Origin of the sequence: Mycobacterium sp. 141, from assembly GCF_000382405.1 — a bacterium.
Classification (GTDB): domain Bacteria; phylum Actinomycetota; class Actinomycetes; order Mycobacteriales; family Mycobacteriaceae; genus Mycobacterium.
The window spans coordinates 1-16002 of record NZ_KB908264.1; the positions used below are offsets into that span (position 1 = coordinate 1).

Consider the following 16002-nt stretch of genomic DNA (forward strand, 5'->3'; position numbering starts at 1 on the left):
CCGGGGTGACGTTGCGCCGAGTGGAATGCCTGACAAGCCTCAATACGATTGTGAAACAAGCGGTTTCCCGCCACATTGAAGACCGCGCCTATCTGAGCGAGCTGAACCGGTGGAGCGGTCGCTATGCGTCGCTGGCCGGAGTACCCGCACACAACACCCCGACATCGGATCCCGACGCGCCCATACCGGGTCGATTGTTCGCCGGTCCCGTTCTGGCGCAACCACCCAACAGTCCGGGCTGTACCGACCATGCCGTGGTGCTGGCGCTCGGCACCCGCGACGACGACACCTTGGCACGGCTGCGCGCCGGTGAGGCCACCAGCCTGCTACTGCTCACCGCCACGATCGCAGACATGGCGTGCTGCCCGATCACCGAACCCCTGGAAATCACGGAGACCCGAGCCGCATTGCGAGAGGAGCTATTCGACGGGCGCGAGTACCCACAGGTGCTCATCCGGGTCGGCCGGGTCGCCGAAGACGCCGCGCCGCTGCCCGCGACACCGCGCCGCACCCTGCGGGTCTAAGCCTGATCTAAGCCGGCAACGGCACCGTCCAGCGCAGCACTGTGCCACCATCGGAACGACTTTCGATGCTCAGCCGGCCACCGGCCGCCTCGGCCCGGTTACGCAGGTTCGCCAATCCGCTTTCGCTGACCGCACCGGTGATGCCGCATCCGTTGTCGGTCACCACGATGCTCAGATCGTCGGCCACTTCCACCCGCACGGTGAGCTCGGTTGCCGCAGCGTGCCGTACCGCGTTGCTGATCGCCTCCCGCACGACCGCCTCAGCATGGTCGGCAAGCACCGCGTCGACGACCGACAGGGGGCCGACGAACTGGGTGGTGGTGTGCAGACCACTGTCGGAGTACTGCACCAGCACCTCATCGAGCCGTTGGCGCAGCCGCGTCGTCCCCGCCGAACGCCCATGCAGGTCGAATATGGCCGTGCGGATCTCCTGGATCACCGCCTGCAGGTCATCCACGCTTTCACTCAGCCGCCGCTGCACATCTGCTGAGCGGGCCCGCTGAATCGTCCCCTGCAGCGCCAGCCCCACGGCGAAAAGCCGCTGGATCACGTGGTCGTGCAGGTCGCGGGCGATGCGTTCGCGATCGGAAAGAATTTCCAGCTCCTGAACGCGGCGCTGAGAACTCGCGAGCTGCCAGGCCAATGCGGCCTGGTCGGCGAACGCCGCGGCCATGTCCATCTGCTCGTCGGTGAAGGCGGGACCGCCCTCGGTACGCAAGGCCACCAGGACGCCTGCCACCGTGTCGGTGGTGCGCAGCGGCAACACCAGCGCCGGACCGACGAATCCGCACAACTCGAATCGATCGGGGCGCTGCGGCCTGCCCACCCGGAAGACCTCCCCGACAGCCGTGCCTGCCACCGGAATCGACTCGGTACCGCAGCCACTCACTGCACCTGCGGTGGCAGCCACCAGCAGCGTGGCGACGTCGCTGCGGTCGGCCTCGGCGTCGGCCGGCACGGCGACCACCGTGCCGTCGGCCCCGGTCAACTTGAGGGCCTCGTCAGCGACCAGCCGGAACACCCTTGCTGGATCGGTACCGCCAAGCAACTCGGTACCGATGTCTCGAGTGGCGGCGATCCAAGCCTGCCGGGCCCTGGACTGCTCATAGAGGCGGGCGTTCTCGATGGCAATGCCCGCGGCTGCTGCCAGCGCCTGCACCAGCACCTCATCGTCCTCACTGAAGGGCTGGCCGGTCATCTTTTCGGTGAGGTAGAGATTGCCGAACACCTCGTCACGGATCCGGACTGGGACACCGAGGAACGTCCGCATCGGCGGGTGGTTCGGCGGGAAACCCACCGACGCCGGGTGCAGGCGAATGTCATCGAGCCGGATGGGCTTCGGATCGTCGATCAGCACGCCGAGCACGCCACGTCCCTCGGGCAGGTGCCCGATGCTCGCCCGCACGGGGTCGTCGATGCCCTCGTTGACGAACTGCGTCAGCTCATGAGCTTCGCCGCGGACACCCAGGGCACCGTAACGGGCATCGACCAGTTGGATCGCGGTGTGCACGATGGTGCTGAGCGTGACATCGAGCTCGAGCCCTGAGGTCACCGCCAGCATCGCCTCGACCAGCCCGTCAAGGCGGTCCCGACCAGTCAGCATCTGCTCGACCCGCTCTTGGACCTCGGTCAACAATTCACGCAATCGCAACTGCGACAGCGTTCCTCGCAGATCGTCGGCCACCCGACCAACCTAGCCGGGTCGGTCCAGTTTGGAGACGAAGACTGCAGCCTGAGTCCGTCGCTCCATGCCGAGCTTGGCCAGCAAGCGCGACACATAGTTTTTCACGGTCTTCTCGGCGAGGAACATCCTGGCTGCGATCTGTTTGTTGGTCAGGCCTTCGCCCAGCAGCTCCAGCAGAACCCGTTCCTGCTGAGTCAGGCCTGACAGCGGGTCGGCACGCTCGGCGTTGCTGCGTAGCTTGGCCATCAACGCCGCGGCCGCCCGGTTGTCCAGCAGGGACCGGCCGGCCCCGACTTCCTTGATGGCCTGCGCGAGCTCCATCCCCTTGATGTCCTTGACGACGTAGCCGCTGGCACCGGCGAGGATGGCATCCAGCATCGCCTCGTCGGAGGTGAACGAGGTCAACATCAGGCACCGCAGATCGGGTATGCGCGACAACAGCTCCCGGCACAGCTCGATGCCGTTGCCGTCGGGCAAGCGCACATCGAGCACCGCGACGTCTGGCGCGCTCGCGGGTACCCGGGCCAGGGCCTGCGCCACCGAATCCGCCTCGCCGATCACCTCCAGCTCCGGATCGGCACTGAGAAGATCGATCAGGCCGCGGCGCACCAGCTCGTGGTCGTCAACCAGGAAGACTCTGATCATCTCCCGAGTCTCACCGCTGTCGGGACCGATCGCAACAGCATGACGAATCTCTATGCAATAGTGAGGAAGTCAGTGACAGGCCGGCGCGGGGTCGGCGGCGGCACCTCTTCGAGCACCGGGGCGAGCCCGATCCGGGCCAGTACCTGCGGGCAGGCGTCCCGACCGATCAGGGTGGCAACGACGTCACGGCTGGCATGCAGCTCGGTCATCTGCGTCACCGGGCAGGTCGCCAGGCCTGCCATCGTGGCCTCCAGCAGCACCATCGACAGTGCTTCACCGGCGTCCAACGCGTCCGCGCGACTGAAGCCGTCGGTCGACAGCACGATGACACGTGCCGCGTCGTCGGCGATGGCCGGGCGCCGATCGGTGTGGGCGGTGACGGGGAACGCCCGGGACAGCGCAACACGTTCACTTTCGGCCGCCGATACCAGCGCACTCTGCGGGATGCCGTCACTTGTCGCGAAAGGCGTTGTCCACCAAGCCAGATCAGCGTGATATCCGGAGTCGTAGAGCCGCAGCGACTCGCTGAGCATGGCGGCATCGGCCACCTCTGACCGCATGTCCTCGGTCAGCACGTCCAGATGCACCGGCCCGGTGTCCAGCCAGGTCCGCAGCATCGGTTCGAAGGACTCCCAATCCGGTGGCGCGGCCATCGGCAGCCGGTCGGTGCGACGGGCCAAGATCGCATCGGCGCGCCGCCGGTGGGCATCGGTGACGAAACCCAGCGGGCTGAACTGCAGCGTCGCCAGGTGATCCGGATGGTTCGGGTCGGGGAACCGCTCGACGTCGGCAGCCCAGCCGGCGGCTGCCATAGCGACCACGACATGGTCCAACATCACCCCGCAGCTGATGACAGCCTCCCGCGCCGAACGGTCCGTGGAACGCACGACCCGTTCCGGATCGAGGTACAGCTCCAAGCCGTAGCTGCTTGTGCCCCTCCCGTCCGCGCCGGAGGTGTACACCCACCGCCACGGTTGAGTGTTGTGCAGCGACGGGGCACGCGAGGCCAGCTGAACGGCTTTGACGATGGTGGCGCTGTCGAGCGTGGTGTCGGGCATGCCACCAGCGTTGTCTCCGACGACCGATCGGGTTAGGGTCTTTGGTCCTCTAGCGGGTGCGATGCACATCTCACCGGCTCACGCCCCGTTGTTCACCCCACCGGAGTTGGCACCGGGGATGTCGGTGATCGGGAAGTTCGGCATCGGGGCCGGCGACGGCGTCGCCGACAGCTCCGGGATGCTGGCGGGCGGAATGTCCTGCAGACCGTTGACGGGTGGACCGTTCTCGCGGCTGCCGTAGCTGGTACCCGGCTCCCGCGGTCCGAGGAGGTGGGTGACCGTCACCAGGTGGTAGTCATTGGCCTTGAGCACCGGGATGAACTGCTGCACCAGATCGACGGTGGATGAGTAGGTGTCGTGGAAGAGCACCACCGAGTTGGGCTTGATCTGAGTCATCAGCATGTACCGGGTGGCCGCGGTGTTCGAGTCGTTGGCCCAGTCGAATGGGATGACGTCCCAGTTGATGTCGGCCAGGCCCTGCTTCTTGGCCTCGGCCAGCACCGCGTCGTTGATCAGCCCGCCTGCGGTGCGGAACAGCTTCGGCCGCTGACCGGTCGCCGCCTCGATGGCATCGCTGGCCTTGGACAGCTGCGACGAGATGTCTTCAGGCGGGATGGTGGTCATGTTGGGGTGCTCCCAGGTGTGCTGGCCGAGCTCCATGCCTGCCTCGACCACCCGCTTGGCGCCCGCAGGGTTGGCCGCGACCTTGTTGCCGATCTCGAAGAACGTCGCCTTGGCGTCGTTGTCCCGCAGGATCTTCAACAGCCGATCGGTGTACGGGCTGGGGCCGTCGTCGAACGTGAAGGCGATGCACTTCTCCACTGCACAGTCGACATCATCGGCCGAGGCTTTCCGGATGTGACCCGTGAGTGCACCGCCGACCAGGACCACCACGGCGACGAAAATGCCGACGACGGTCCACCGCCACGCCTGGCTGTCGGGGAGTCTCGCCACCCCGGCAGCCTACCGGCCCTGCGATTTGTGTGCGTTTACCAGCGGTGAGCGCCAGTAAACGCACACAAATCACTCAGGGCAGGGCGCCGGGGCTGTACTCCTCCAGCATCTCGGTGACCAGCGCGGCGATCGGCGAGCGTTCGCTGCGCTGCAACGTGATGTGGGCGAACAGCGGGTGGCCCTTGAGCTTCTCGATCACCGCCGCGACACCGTCGTGCCTGCCGACCCGCAGGTTGTCCCGTTGCGCGACGTCATGGGTGAGCACCACGCGTGAGCCGGCGCCGAGCCGCGACAGCACCGTCAGCAAGACGTTGCGTTCCAGTGACTGGGCTTCGTCGACGATGACGAAGGAGTCGTGCAGCGACCGGCCGCGGATGTGGGTCAACGGCAGCACTTCGAGCATGCCGCGGGACAGCACCTCGTCGAGCACTGCTGGGCTGGCCAGGCCCTCCAGGGTGTCGAAGACAGCCTGTGCCCACGGGCCCATCTTGTCGCTCTCGCTGCCGGGTAGGTAGCCGAGTTCCTGGCCACCGACCGCATAGAGCGGGCGGAACACCACGACCTTGCGGTGGGTACGCCGTTCCAGCACGGCCTCCAGGCCCGCGCACAGCGCCAGCGCCGACTTGCCGGTGCCGGCCTTACCGCCCAGCGAGACGATCCCGACGGACTCGTCGAGCAGTAGATCCAGTGCGACGCGTTGTTCGGCTGACCTTCCCCGGAGGCCGAACACTTCGCGGTCACCGCGGACCAGTTGCACGCGTTTGTCGGCATTGACCCGGCCGAGCGCATGCGAGCTTCCACCCAGCAGGCGGATTCCCGTGTGGCACGGCAGATCGCGTGCCTCGGCCAGATCGATCTCACCGTCGGCGAACAGGGTGTCGATTTCCTCGGACGCGACATCCATCTCGGTCATCCCGGTCCAGCCGGAGACCACGACATCCTGAGCGTGGTACTCGTCGGCCGCCAGGCCAACCGCGCCGGCCTTGACCCGCAGCGGAATGTCCTTGCTCACCAACGTCACTCGTTTGCCCTCTGCCGCCAGGTTGGCTGCACAGGTCAGGATGCGGGAATCGTTGCTCTCGGTGCGGAAGCCGAGCGGCAACACGGTCGGATCGCTGTGGTTCAGCTCGACCTGCAGCGTGCCACCCTGTGTCCCAACGGGTATCGGCTGGTCCAGCCGTCCGTGTTCGAGCCGCAGATCGTCGAACATCCGCAGCGCCTGCCGGGCGAACCAGCCCAGCTCATGGTGGTGCCGTTTGGCTTCTAATTCGCTGATGACAACCAGCGGAACCACCACCTCGTGCTCGGCGAACCGCGTGCATGCCCATGGATCGGACAACAACACGGAGGTATCGAGCACATAGGTACGGACAGGCAAATCAGTCACGTGGCGCTCCTAGAGGCGAAGCTCGTTACGCGGCCCCACGCGAACTTCTCGGTGGACGCTGCGGCACCAGGACCGGGGCCGGTCCTCTCGCAAAGAAAACGATCGGTACCGCCCGGACAGCAGAGCATGTCGCTAGCCATCGGAATCGACGCTACTCCCGCCACGGCGGGCTTGCTGATCGGCGCGCCGCGCGCTTGGCGCCCAACGCGTTACGTGCTGATGAACTCCTGGAGCCGGTCCTCACCGGCCAGACCCCAAGCGGTGATCCGGTCAGAGATCACCTTGCGCAGCGCGGCCTTGTCGAAGATGCCGGACTCGGCCACCAACGCCACCTTGTCCTGGTAGGCGTCGATGTCGGCACCGATGACGTCGAGCTCGTTCGCGCGGGCGGCGATCGCCGCGACGGTCTCGTCGCGGTGCTGCTCCAGCACGTACGACACAAGGTTGGCGAAGAACTCCTCGTGTCGCTCCTCGTCGCCGGCGATCCGGCCCATCAACGATGCGAGCACCGGCTCGGCGACCTGCGCCTCCAGGTTGCGGCAGTAGACCGCGTGGGAGCGCTCGAAGAACGCCATGAACACCAGCGTCTCGATCTGAGAGTAGGCGTCGGCCCGATAGCCCTTCATCACGTGCTCGACGCGGACATCCTCGTTGGCGGTCGGGTCGATCTCACGCGTGACCACCAGGTAGTTGCGCAGCGCGACCGCGTGCAGATGCTCCTCGGCGGTCCAGCGACCCAGGAACCGGCCCCACTTCTCCTCGAGGATGAAATGTTCGACCAGCTCGCGGTGGTACCCGGCGAGGTTGTCCTTGGTGATCAGCAGGATCTCCAAAGCATCGGTGACGTTCTTGGGCAGGGTCACCTGAGAGGGATCCCAATCCCGTCCGCCTAGGAACGCGAAGTTCTCGCCCTGGTCGAACGGCACATAGTCATGGGCATACCAGAGATCCTCGGAGTCAATGTGGCGGCGCAGTTCGGCCGTCACAACTGGCTCGAGCTCGAGGGTCAGCGCATTAGGGACAGGTTTCTGTGCCATAGAGTAACTGTAACCCTAGTTCACATGTTTCTCGAAATCGGATCGGTGGCGTGTCGCGAGTCCCGTCAGAGCGTCAACCCCGGGTACAGCGGGTTGGTCTCGAGCAGCTCGGCCGACGCAGCCCGGACGCGCTCGGCGGTGCCATCGGCCAGCTTGTACTTGGCTTTCGAGGAACCGTCGGGCTGCGTGTTGGACAGCACATCGACGATCAATTCGGCGACCCGGTCGAAGTCGTCGGCGTCGAATCCGCGGCTCGTGAGCGCCGGGGTGCCCAGCCGAACGCCGCTGGTGTACCAGGCGCCGTTCGGGTCGGCCGGGACGGAGTTGCGGTTGGTGACGACGCCTGCGTCCAGCAGCGCCGATTCCGCCTGGCGGCCGGTCAGGCCGAACGACCGCACGTCGAGCAGCACGATGTGGTTGTCGGTGCCGCCGGTGACGAGCCCGGCATCGCGCTTGGTGAAGCCGTTGGCCAGGGCCTGGGCGTTGTCGGCGACCTGCTGGGCGTACGACTGGAACGCGGGCTGGCGCGCCTCGGCCAACGCGACAGCCTTGGCAGCCATCACGTGTGACAGCGGCCCACCGAGCACCATGGGGCAACCCTTGTCGACCGCGGGCGCAAACTCCTCGGTGGCCAGCACCATGCCGCCACGCGGCCCGCGCAGCGACTTGTGCGTCGTCGTGGTGGTGACATGCGCGTGCGGCACCGGGTCCTCGTCACCGGTGAAGACCTTGCCGGCCACCAGACCCGCGAAGTGCGCCATGTCGACCATCAGCGTCGCGCCCACCTCGTCGGCGATCTCGCGCATCTTGGCGAAGTTCACCCGGCGCGGGTATGCCGAGTAGCCGGCGACCAGGATCAGCGGCTTGAATTCACGGGCAGCAGCGGCGACGGCGTCGTAGTCGAGGAACCCGGTCTCGGGGTTGGTGCCGTAGCTGTGCTGGTGGAACATCTTGCCGGAGATGTTGGGCCGGAAGCCGTGGGTCAGGTGCCCGCCGGCATCCAGCGACATACCGAGCAGCCGCTGATTACCAAGCTTGTTGCGCAGCGTCTCCCAGTCGGCCTCGGACAGGTCGTTGACATGCTTGGCGCCCAATTCGGCTAGTCCCGGCGCTTCCACCCGGGTGGCCAGGATCGCCCAGAACGCAACGAGATTGGCGTCGATGCCGGAGTGCGGCTGTACGTAGGCGTACGGTGCACCGAACAATTCGCGGGCGTGCTCGGCGGCCAACGCTTCGACGGTGTCGACGTTCTGGCAGCCGGCGTAGAAGCGGTGCCCAACGGTGCCTTCGGCGTACTTGTCGGAGAACCAGGTCCCCATCGTCAGCAGCACCGCCGGCGACGCGTAATTCTCACTCGCGATCAGCTTGAGCGAATCTCGTTGGTCGGCAAGCTCTTTGCGGGTTGCCGCAGCGATCCGGGGCTCGACGGACTCGATGACCCGCAGCGCGGCCTGATAGGCGGCACTGGAGGTGTCGGCGTAATCGGCGCCAGAGGCCGCGGGCACAGGAGATGAGGAGGATGACGAGTCTGCTGCCATGGGGTTGAGCCTAGTCGGAGCGGCCGTGGGCATTGACCGCACCCGTCATCACCCAACGCCGCCCCTACCGCGCCCCTGTGCGTCACTCCAGCGTGACACTCGACGGCGACAGCCACTCCAGCGTGACAAGGTGGCCGGGGTTCGCCGCCGTGACCGTGGTTCGCCGCCGAGATCCGCTGGGCGCGATATCAAGCCCGCAGCGTCGACGGGATCAGCGGCTCGTCGAGCAGCCGGCCGAACCGGAAAGCCAACGACACATCGTCGGGCCGGGCGTCCAGCCAACTCCGCAGCAACCGGTACCCCTCGATGTAGGTGCTGGTGTAGGCCCGCCACAGCGGCGAGGACAGGAAGCGCAGCATCTGTCGCGCGCGCTCATCATTGACCAACAGCCAGCGCTTGAGAAATGCGACGACATCGTCGACGTCTCGGTGTTCGTCGTGCAGCATCAGCGCCGCGTCCTGACGCACGTCGGCCAGCCCGGCCAGCGCTTCCGACACTGCCTCGGCGCGGGCGCCGTCGAAGCGTAGGCCGAGATCGGCGTAGATCTCGGAAGCCCAGGCACCCCATCCGTGCTTTTCCCCCGTCGCTTCGCTCGCCCCGTCCCCGATCGCGGCGTACAGGGCCAGGTCGGCCAACCCCTCAGCCATCAGGCACTGCGGGGTGTTGACGAGGAAGATCGTCTGTTCCAGCTGCCCCTGCCGTTCCACCAGGCCCGCCTCCTTGCGGCAGTGCTCGGTGTGATGGCCGGGATAGGACTCGTGGGCGACCAGCCTGGGCAAGTTGGCCATCTGCTGTTTGAGGTCGGCATTGACCGCAACCGTCGAGCGGTAATCGCCCAGGTAGTAGTTGAACCCCGACCACGGCTTGTCGGTGACCACCTCATAGGTGATGGTCTCGGTTTCGGGCAGCGCGTATTCGGCACGCACCCGATCACGCAGCGCCGAGGAGAACGCATGAATGCACGCCTCGAGGCGTTGCGGCGGGATCTCATCGCTGGTGCGGTGAGCCTGGATGCGGTCGGCGAGCGGTCCGCTGCCGCCCAGCGCCTCGTTGAGTTTCGCGTGCGCGGCGTGATAACGCTCCGGATCGCCCTTGCTGATGTGAACGTCGAAATAGGCCTGCACCTCGTCGACGAAGCCGACCTGCTCGCCGGCGAACTTGCGGCCTGCACAGTTCAGTGCGCGCAGGTGGGCGGCAATGTACTCGGCCCGGTCGCGGTCCAGATCGTCGGGAATCCGGGTGAGCAGCCGGTCGGCCTGCCGGGCCAGATCAGCCGGATCGGGGGCCGGTTCGTCGCCGACCTGGCGGCGCAGTGCCGGATCTCCTGTGAAGGAGTCGACGTAGCCCTCCTCGATCCGATCGAACCGCAAACCCAGCAGGAGATATTCACGGATGAAGCCGGTTGAGTCGGTCCCGTTAGCCATACCGTCAACCGTAAATGCAAGACTGGCCGAATGCCGCGGCCCAGCGAGCCGAGCCCCTATGTGGAGTTCGACCGAAGTCAGTGGCGTTCGCTGCGCATGTCGACTCCGCTGAAACTGACCGAGGATGAGCTCGTGCGCCTCCGCGGCATGGGCGAGAAGCTCGATCTCCTGGAGGTGGAAGAGGTCTATCTGCCGCTCGCCCGGTTGATCCACCTGCAGGTGGCCGCGCGTCAGCGGTTGTTCGCCGCCACCGCCGAGTTCCTCGGTGAGCCGCAGCAGAACCCGGACCGGCCCGTACCGTTCGTCATCGGGGTGGCCGGCAGCGTGGCGGTGGGCAAGTCCACCACCGCGCGCGTGCTGCAGGCCCTGCTCGCCCGCTGGGAGCATCACCTGCGCGTCGATCTGGTCACCACCGACGGGTTCCTGTACCCTAACGAGGAGCTCAACCGCCGGAACATGATGCACCGCAAGGGTTTTCCGGAGAGCTACGACCGGCGAGGGCTGATGCGGTTCGTCACCGCGGTCAAATCAGGGGTCGACGAGGCCTGCGCACCGGTCTACTCGCACCTGTTGTACGACATCGTGCCCGGCGAGAAGCAGGTCGTCCGCCATCCCGACATTCTCATCCTCGAGGGGCTCAACGTCCTGCAGACCGGTCCGGCGTTGATGGTGTCGGATCTGTTCGACTTCTCGGTGTACGTCGACGCCCGCATCGAAGACATCGAGCAGTGGTACATCTCACGATTCCTGACGATGCGTTCGACGGCCTTCGCCGATCCGACGTCACACTTCCACCATTACTCGACCCTGACCGACGAACAGGCCGTGTTCGCCGCACGCGACATCTGGCATTCCATCAACCGGCCCAACCTGATCGAGAACATCCTGCCGACCCGGCCGCGCGCCACCCTGGTGCTGCGCAAGGACGCCGACCACGCCATCAACCGGCTGCGGCTGCGCAAGCTGTAGCCACCGTTCAGACGCGTTCCCAGCCGCCCCAGTCGTTCCCGACGAATCGCTGACCGTCGGCAATCACGAAATGCTCCAGGAACACCTGCAGACCGGGCTGCATGCGCTGGTGCAGTTCGGTCATCGCGTCGATCAGTTCGGCGGTCATCGGATCCTCGCCCTCGGGTTTCTTCGGCGGGATCAGCCCCAGGTGCAGGGCCATCTCCAGTTGGTAGAAGGTGAAGGCGCCATACGGCCGCTTCGGATCACAGCCCGGTACCTCCTCGCCGAAGTAGGGATCAGACAGTTCCCAGCTCATCTTCGCCAGCAGGGTGCGGTGCTGATCGGTGAAGCCGAACGAGCTCGACTCCGGCAGTTCCGCCACGAAGAATGAGTACTCGTGGTCGGCCGGCGGTCGCTCATAGCTGTATTCGCCTGGGGCACAGGTACCGAACTCGGTGGCCACGCGTAGCAGGTCGAGGTCGCCAGGCTCGGTCTCCCAATCGGGCGGGAAACAAGGTGCGCCTACTTCAGTTCCGTCCCAGCCGACCCGCACGGCCCGCATCCGCTTGGTGTGCTCCGGCGTCCACTGCAATTCCACTCGACGATTATGAGCCGGGAACGACGTCAAAGGCCTTGTTCGTATACGACGTTGGATCACGGACGCCGCGTCGGACAGCGATCAGGCCGGGATCCGGCGGACTCCGATGAACTGCCATTCGGCCATCACCGCGGTATATATCCCCGTGGCGATCACAATCACCGCGCCTGCCATCGTGAGTGGCATGGTGAGCACGGCGGCCACAGCGATCACGGTGCACAGCGCGTTGGCCACAGCTGTCCCGATGCCCACCGGGCGGACCCGCTCGAGGGCCGCGAGCGCGAATACCACGATGCCGTAGCCGACCGAGAAGACGCCGATGCCGTACTCGATCGACTTCGGCAGGCCGGTGAGTTCCGAGAACCACCCGGCCGTGGCGAGCAGGACGATGCCGGTGACGCCGACGATAATCGCGTCGACGCGCATGGCCAACCGCAGCAGGATGTCGTACGCGCTCGCGGTGCGGGCCGTGGTGATGGCGGTCATGATTCTCCTTTGGTGGGTGTTGTGAGTGAGCACGGTGCGAGGACCGCAGCCGCAACCTCTACGGATTCGGCCCCCGCACCGGCGGGTACGGAGTCACGCCAGACGGCGCGCGCCACGATGCCGAAGGCCACATTGCCGGTGACGAAAGCGGTCATGGCTGGCTCCTCGGCAATGAGGCGGTATCGAGCCTTCGAACACCTCCGACATTGCTCTCGGGCGCACTGCCAGATCGACGCCGGACACTGCCAAGCACTGCCAACCGCAGGTCAGGCCCTATTGCCTCGCTGAGCTCGGAGTGCGCGCCAAGGTCGCGCGCAGGTCGGCGGCTATCACCTTGGCCGCGGCGTTCTGCCAGTTGTGCAGGGACCGCTGGGGCACCTCGGTGACCAACCACTGCCACGCCTGCCGGGCGACGGGGTCAAGGCCCGCGGCAGTGGCGTTCTGTGCGTACGCGCGCACGCCGACGACGTAGGGGAAGTACAGCGAGTTGTAGTGGCGCCACTGCTCGGTGGTGCCGAAGTCACCGCCGTCACGCGGCTTGAGGGCCGCGATGCGATCGGCCAACAGCGCTTTGAGTTCGTTTGCCCGCTCCAGCGGTTGATCGGCGGCACCGCGTTCGGCCAGCCGGGCGTCGATGGCGGGCAGCGCGGTCAGCGGGCTGGCCATGAGTTTGGGCAGGTCGCCGTAATGCCCCAGAGCGCGGCGGGTCAGCCGGGCGAACGCGTCGTCGTCGACATCGTCGAGCGGGCCGCCCAAGCGCAGCGGTAGCGCCGCCTCCGTCCGCCGCAGCGCCTCACGGTCGGCGCGCAGGGCCGGCGAGCGGGCGAATGCCAGCCGGTCCAGCAGCCCGGCCAGCGGGTCGGCCAGCACCTCTACCGCGACGGCGACGGCGACGCTGGTGAACAGCAGGACCGTCATCGCAATCCGGCCGCTGCCGGCCAGCACGGCGGCACCGATCAGTGCCTGCGCGCCGAACGGGACCGCGATCACGAATGTGCCGAGAATCGAGCGCCGCATGTCGGCGCGCAGTGCCTGCCCTTCGTCGAACGCGTCCCAGATGGCCACCGCGATACCCAGCAGCGCGACGTCAAAACCGGTGGACGCCAACGCCAGCCAGCTCGGCACCAGGCCCAGGGGAATGACGATGATCGCGTTGCCGAGCGCGAAAAACAGGGTCGCGACGATGATGAAGCCGACCACCGATCCGGGCTTGGCGCCGCCGAGCACGGCCTTGACCATCGCGCCGAGCGAGGCCAGCGAGATCACTGCGAACATCACCCAGTGTCCGGTGCGCAATGGCCCGTCGACGCTGCCCGCCATTGCAGCCCCGGCGAAAGCCAGCACGGCGACGGCGAAGATCGCCGCGACTTCCCCGGCGCGGGCACGCCAGGTGTCACTCGGCCGGGACAGCTCGAGCATGACCGCGAACCAGGCGATGCCGGGCAGCGCCACCAGGTAGATCTCGATGCGGCTGAGCAGGTCCGATCGGCTCGCCACTCGGACGGCGTCGAGCGCGACGACGACGGCGAAGCTGGTCAGCCCGATCGCGGCGCACACGAGGACGGGCTTACGCGGGTCCCGGGCAAGGAGATAGAGCCCCAGCCACCAACTGAGCGTGAAGACCACCGCCGACAGCGCAGCCATGAACCCCAGTGTGTCACTTGCCGAAGCGGCGGTGCCTCAAGATGTAATCGCGCAGAGCGCGCAGGAAGTCCACCCGCCGGAACGCCGGCCAGTACGCCTCGGTGAACCACATCTCCGAATAAGCGCTCTGCCACAGCAGGAATCCGCTCAACCGTTGCTCACCCGAGGTCCGGATCACCAGATCCGGATCAGGTTGGCCGGAGGTGTACAGGTTCTCGGAGATGCCTTCGGCGGTGACGGCTTCGATGAGCTGCTCGGCGGTGGCGCCGTTGGCCAGCTCCTTGCTCAGCAGCGAGCGCACGGCATCGACGATCTCCTGCCGGCCGCCATAGGCGACAGCGACATTCACGTGAAAAGACCCGCCGGCGGTGGATGCCGTCCTTTCTACGGCTTCCCGCAGCCGGCGGGCCGGTGCATCGCCGAGCAACGACAGATCGCCGACTGTGCGCACGCTCCACTTGTTGGCGGGTGCGCAGATCTCCTCCACCACGTCGGTGATGATCTCGATCAGCCCGGACAACTCTTCGGGGTCGCGCTGCAGGTTCTCGGTCGAGAGCAGATACACGGTGGCCATCTCGATGCCGGCGGCCTGACACCACCGCAACATCTCGGCGATCTTGGCCGCGCCCATGCGGTAGCCGATGCTGACATCGTCGTGACCTGCCTCACGCGCCCAGCGCCGGTTGCCGTCACACAGCACCGCGATATGGCGCGGCAGTTGAGCTTTGGACTGCGCCAACTCCTGACGCAACCGCATCTCGTAGAGCCGGTAGGCCGGTTCCTTGAGGCGCGGGGGAATGATGTCCACGAGAATCCAGACTACTGTGGCCGTCGGGATAACCCCACGGCTGTTGATGGAGGTGACATGACCGCGGACGCGAGGAGCACCGATTACCCCGCGGACGCGAGGAGCACCGATTACCCCGCGGACGCGAGGAGCACCGATCAACCCGCGCCGATGGATACCACCACGCCTTATCGAGCTGCAGCCGCCCCGAGCCACCCAGCCGAAGACCTGCCCGAGGCCGTTGCAGAAGGCGTCGCACAGTTCATCGGCAGGCCCCGCGCCCGCGGCTGGATACACGTGTACTCGGCGATCGTCGCATTCATCGCCGGTGCCGCACTGGTATCGGTGTCATGGTCGGTGGAATCCACCCGCGCCGGTCTGGCGACGTTGCTCTACACATTCACCATCGTGGCGATGTTCGCCGTCAGCGGCACCTACCATCGGGTGACCTGGAAATCCCCGGATGCCCGCAAGTGGATGAAGCGGCTCGATCATTCGATGATCTTCGTTTTCATCGCCGGCAGCTACACACCCTTCGCGCTGCTGGCCCTTCCGGAATCCCAAGGCATGGTGCTGTTCTGGATCGTCTGGGGTGGGGCAGCCGCGGGCGTACTGCTGAAGATGTTCTGGCCGTCGGCACCACGCTGGCTGGGAGTGCCGCTCTACATTCTGCTGGGCTGGGTGGCGGCCTGGTTCATCGGGCCGATCATGCACGGCGCAGGCGTGGCGGCGGTGGTGCTGCTGATCGTCGGCGGCGCGCTCTACAGCATCGGCGGCGTGCTCTATGCCCTGAAGTGGCCGAACCCGTGGCCGGCGACGTTCGGACATCACGAGTTCTTCCATGCCTGTACGGCCGTAGCGGCGATCTGCCACTACATCGCCATGTGGTTCGCGGTGTTCTGAGCCCGCCCTTAGAGCTTGACGGTGTCAGCAGGCGACCAGTAGGCCTTCATCGCAGAGATCTTGCCGTCGCCGTCGAACGCCATGACGTCGATGGGGTCGATCCGCATGCTGCTGTTGCCCAAGTCCATCGTGAGCCGGAAATGAAACGCAGCTTCGTGGCCGGCCACCCGCAGGGTCACCAGCTCGGTCTTGCTCTTGATGTTCTCGACGTTGGCGTAGAAGCCACGGATGGCGGCCCGTCCAATGTGCACCTCGCCGCCCACCGGGTCCTCGACCGTCGCGTCGTCCGCGTACAGCTCGGCGATCTCGTCGGCACTTCCGTTGGCGACCAGCTCGAGGTAGCGGTTGACGGTCTGAGTGATGTGCTCGACGTTCGGCATGG

Annotated in this window: 16 protein-coding genes and 1 pseudogene; 3 read left to right on the forward strand and 14 right to left on the reverse strand. The window is 66.3% G+C overall.

The features are described 5' to 3' along the window. Positions 1–524: pseudogene (locus tag H276_RS23015) on the forward strand (NAD(P)H nitroreductase); the annotation flags it as partial. Positions 525–531: 7 nt separating this feature from the next. On the opposite strand, the gene H276_RS0114095 reads toward H276_RS23015, so the two are convergent. From H276_RS0114095 to H276_RS0114130, 8 genes are all read right to left on the reverse strand, one after another. After that, a complete protein-coding gene (locus H276_RS0114095; RefSeq protein WP_019970988.1) occupies positions 532–2208 on the reverse strand; it encodes a GAF domain-containing sensor histidine kinase in 1677 nt (558 codons plus the stop codon). A 9-nt stretch (positions 2209–2217) separates the two neighbouring features. Then, positions 2218–2853, reverse strand: coding sequence for a hypoxia response regulator transcription factor DosR/DevR (locus H276_RS0114100; RefSeq protein WP_018598863.1), 636 nt, complete (start codon positions 2851–2853; stop codon positions 2218–2220). A 50-nt stretch (positions 2854–2903) separates the two neighbouring features. Continuing rightward, positions 2904–3911, reverse strand: coding sequence for an Acg family FMN-binding oxidoreductase (locus H276_RS0114105; RefSeq protein WP_019970989.1), 1008 nt, complete (start codon positions 3909–3911; stop codon positions 2904–2906). Between the two features lie 78 nt (positions 3912–3989). Further along, the gene (locus tag H276_RS0114110; RefSeq protein WP_019970990.1) at positions 3990–4865 is read right to left on the reverse strand and encodes a polysaccharide deacetylase family protein; all 876 of its coding nucleotides are present in this window, start codon (positions 4863–4865) and stop codon (positions 3990–3992) included. Between the two features lie 73 nt (positions 4866–4938). Next, the gene (locus H276_RS0114115; protein ID WP_026356990.1) at positions 4939–6252 is read right to left on the reverse strand and encodes a PhoH family protein; all 1314 of its coding nucleotides are present in this window, start codon (positions 6250–6252) and stop codon (positions 4939–4941) included. A 209-nt stretch (positions 6253–6461) separates the two neighbouring features. After that, complete coding sequence (locus H276_RS0114120) at positions 6462–7289, reverse strand: acyl-ACP desaturase (RefSeq protein WP_019971956.1); 828 nt, start codon at positions 7287–7289, stop codon at positions 6462–6464. Positions 7290–7354: 65 nt separating this feature from the next. Next, on the reverse strand, positions 7355–8827 hold the full coding sequence (locus H276_RS0114125) for a glycine hydroxymethyltransferase (RefSeq protein ID WP_026356991.1): 1473 nt from the start codon (positions 8825–8827) through the stop codon (positions 7355–7357). A 188-nt stretch (positions 8828–9015) separates the two neighbouring features. After that, positions 9016–10251, reverse strand: a complete 1236-nt coding sequence (locus H276_RS0114130; RefSeq protein WP_019971958.1) for a hypothetical protein — start codon at positions 10249–10251, stop codon at positions 9016–9018. A 30-nt stretch (positions 10252–10281) separates the two neighbouring features. Here H276_RS0114130 and coaA point away from each other — a divergent pair, with 30 nt between their 5' ends. Next, on the forward strand, positions 10282–11220 hold the full coding sequence (gene coaA / locus H276_RS0114135) for a type I pantothenate kinase (protein WP_019971959.1): 939 nt from the start codon (positions 10282–10284) through the stop codon (positions 11218–11220). A 7-nt stretch (positions 11221–11227) separates the two neighbouring features. On the opposite strand, the gene H276_RS0114140 is transcribed toward coaA, so the two are convergent. The 5 genes from H276_RS0114140 to H276_RS0114160 all read right to left on the reverse strand — a co-directional run bounded on the left by H276_RS0114140 (position 11228) and on the right by H276_RS0114160 (position 14738). Continuing rightward, positions 11228–11800, reverse strand: a complete 573-nt coding sequence (locus H276_RS0114140) for a hypothetical protein (RefSeq protein WP_019971960.1) — start codon at positions 11798–11800, stop codon at positions 11228–11230. An 81-nt stretch (positions 11801–11881) separates the two neighbouring features. Then, positions 11882–12286: a hypothetical protein gene (locus H276_RS0114145; RefSeq protein ID WP_019971961.1), complete on the reverse strand. Its 405-nt coding sequence runs from the start codon at positions 12284–12286 to the stop codon at positions 11882–11884. After that, positions 12283–12441, reverse strand: coding sequence for a hypothetical protein (locus H276_RS24710; RefSeq protein WP_019971962.1), 159 nt, complete (start codon positions 12439–12441; stop codon positions 12283–12285). Before H276_RS24710 ends, H276_RS0114145 begins: the two co-directional genes overlap by 4 nt. Positions 12442–12559: 118 nt before the next feature. Continuing rightward, positions 12560–13930 carry a hypothetical protein gene (locus tag H276_RS0114155; RefSeq protein WP_019971963.1) on the reverse strand — a complete coding sequence of 457 codons (1371 nt, stop codon included), beginning with the start codon at positions 13928–13930 and terminating at the stop codon, positions 12560–12562. 13 nt (positions 13931–13943) lie between these two features. Next, positions 13944–14738 carry a (2Z,6E)-farnesyl diphosphate synthase gene (locus tag H276_RS0114160; RefSeq protein ID WP_019971964.1) on the reverse strand — a complete coding sequence of 265 codons (795 nt, stop codon included), beginning with the start codon at positions 14736–14738 and terminating at the stop codon, positions 13944–13946. A 150-nt stretch (positions 14739–14888) separates the two neighbouring features. On the opposite strand from H276_RS0114160, the gene H276_RS0114165 reads away from it, so the two are divergent. Further along, positions 14889–15620, forward strand: a complete 732-nt coding sequence (locus tag H276_RS0114165; RefSeq protein WP_019971965.1) for a hemolysin III family protein — start codon at positions 14889–14891, stop codon at positions 15618–15620. Positions 15621–15628: 8 nt separating this feature from the next. Here H276_RS0114165 and H276_RS0114170 read toward each other — a convergent pair whose 3' ends face one another. Beyond that, positions 15629–16000: a nuclear transport factor 2 family protein gene (locus H276_RS0114170; RefSeq protein ID WP_019971966.1), complete on the reverse strand. Its 372-nt coding sequence runs from the start codon at positions 15998–16000 to the stop codon at positions 15629–15631. Positions 16001–16002: the final 2 nt, after the last annotated feature.

Excerpts from the sequence above, each read along its gene's own strand:
- H276_RS0114105 (WP_019970989.1), bottom strand. The coding sequence starts at position 3,911 with ATGCCCGACACCACGCTCGACAGCGCCACCATCGTCAAAGCCGTTCAG.
- H276_RS0114120 (WP_019971956.1), bottom strand. The coding sequence starts at position 7,289 with ATGGCACAGAAACCTGTCCCTAATGCGCTGACCCTCGAGCTCGAGCCA.
- H276_RS0114165 (WP_019971965.1), top strand. The coding sequence starts at position 14,889 with ATGGATACCACCACGCCTTATCGAGCTGCAGCCGCCCCGAGCCACCCA.
- coaA (WP_019971959.1), top strand. The coding sequence starts at position 10,282 with ATGCCGCGGCCCAGCGAGCCGAGCCCCTATGTGGAGTTCGACCGAAGT.
- H276_RS0114125 (WP_026356991.1), bottom strand. The coding sequence starts at position 8,827 with ATGGCAGCAGACTCGTCATCCTCCTCATCTCCTGTGCCCGCGGCCTCT.
- H276_RS0114130 (WP_019971958.1), bottom strand. The coding sequence starts at position 10,251 with ATGGCTAACGGGACCGACTCAACCGGCTTCATCCGTGAATATCTCCTG.
- H276_RS0114155 (WP_019971963.1), bottom strand. The coding sequence starts at position 13,930 with ATGGCTGCGCTGTCGGCGGTGGTCTTCACGCTCAGTTGGTGGCTGGGG.
- H276_RS0114100 (WP_018598863.1), bottom strand. The coding sequence starts at position 2,853 with ATGATCAGAGTCTTCCTGGTTGACGACCACGAGCTGGTGCGCCGCGGC.
- H276_RS24710 (WP_019971962.1), bottom strand. The coding sequence starts at position 12,441 with ATGACCGCTTTCGTCACCGGCAATGTGGCCTTCGGCATCGTGGCGCGC.
- H276_RS0114170 (WP_019971966.1), bottom strand. The coding sequence starts at position 16,000 with ATGCCGAACGTCGAGCACATCACTCAGACCGTCAACCGCTACCTCGAG.
- H276_RS0114145 (WP_019971961.1), bottom strand. The coding sequence starts at position 12,286 with ATGACCGCCATCACCACGGCCCGCACCGCGAGCGCGTACGACATCCTG.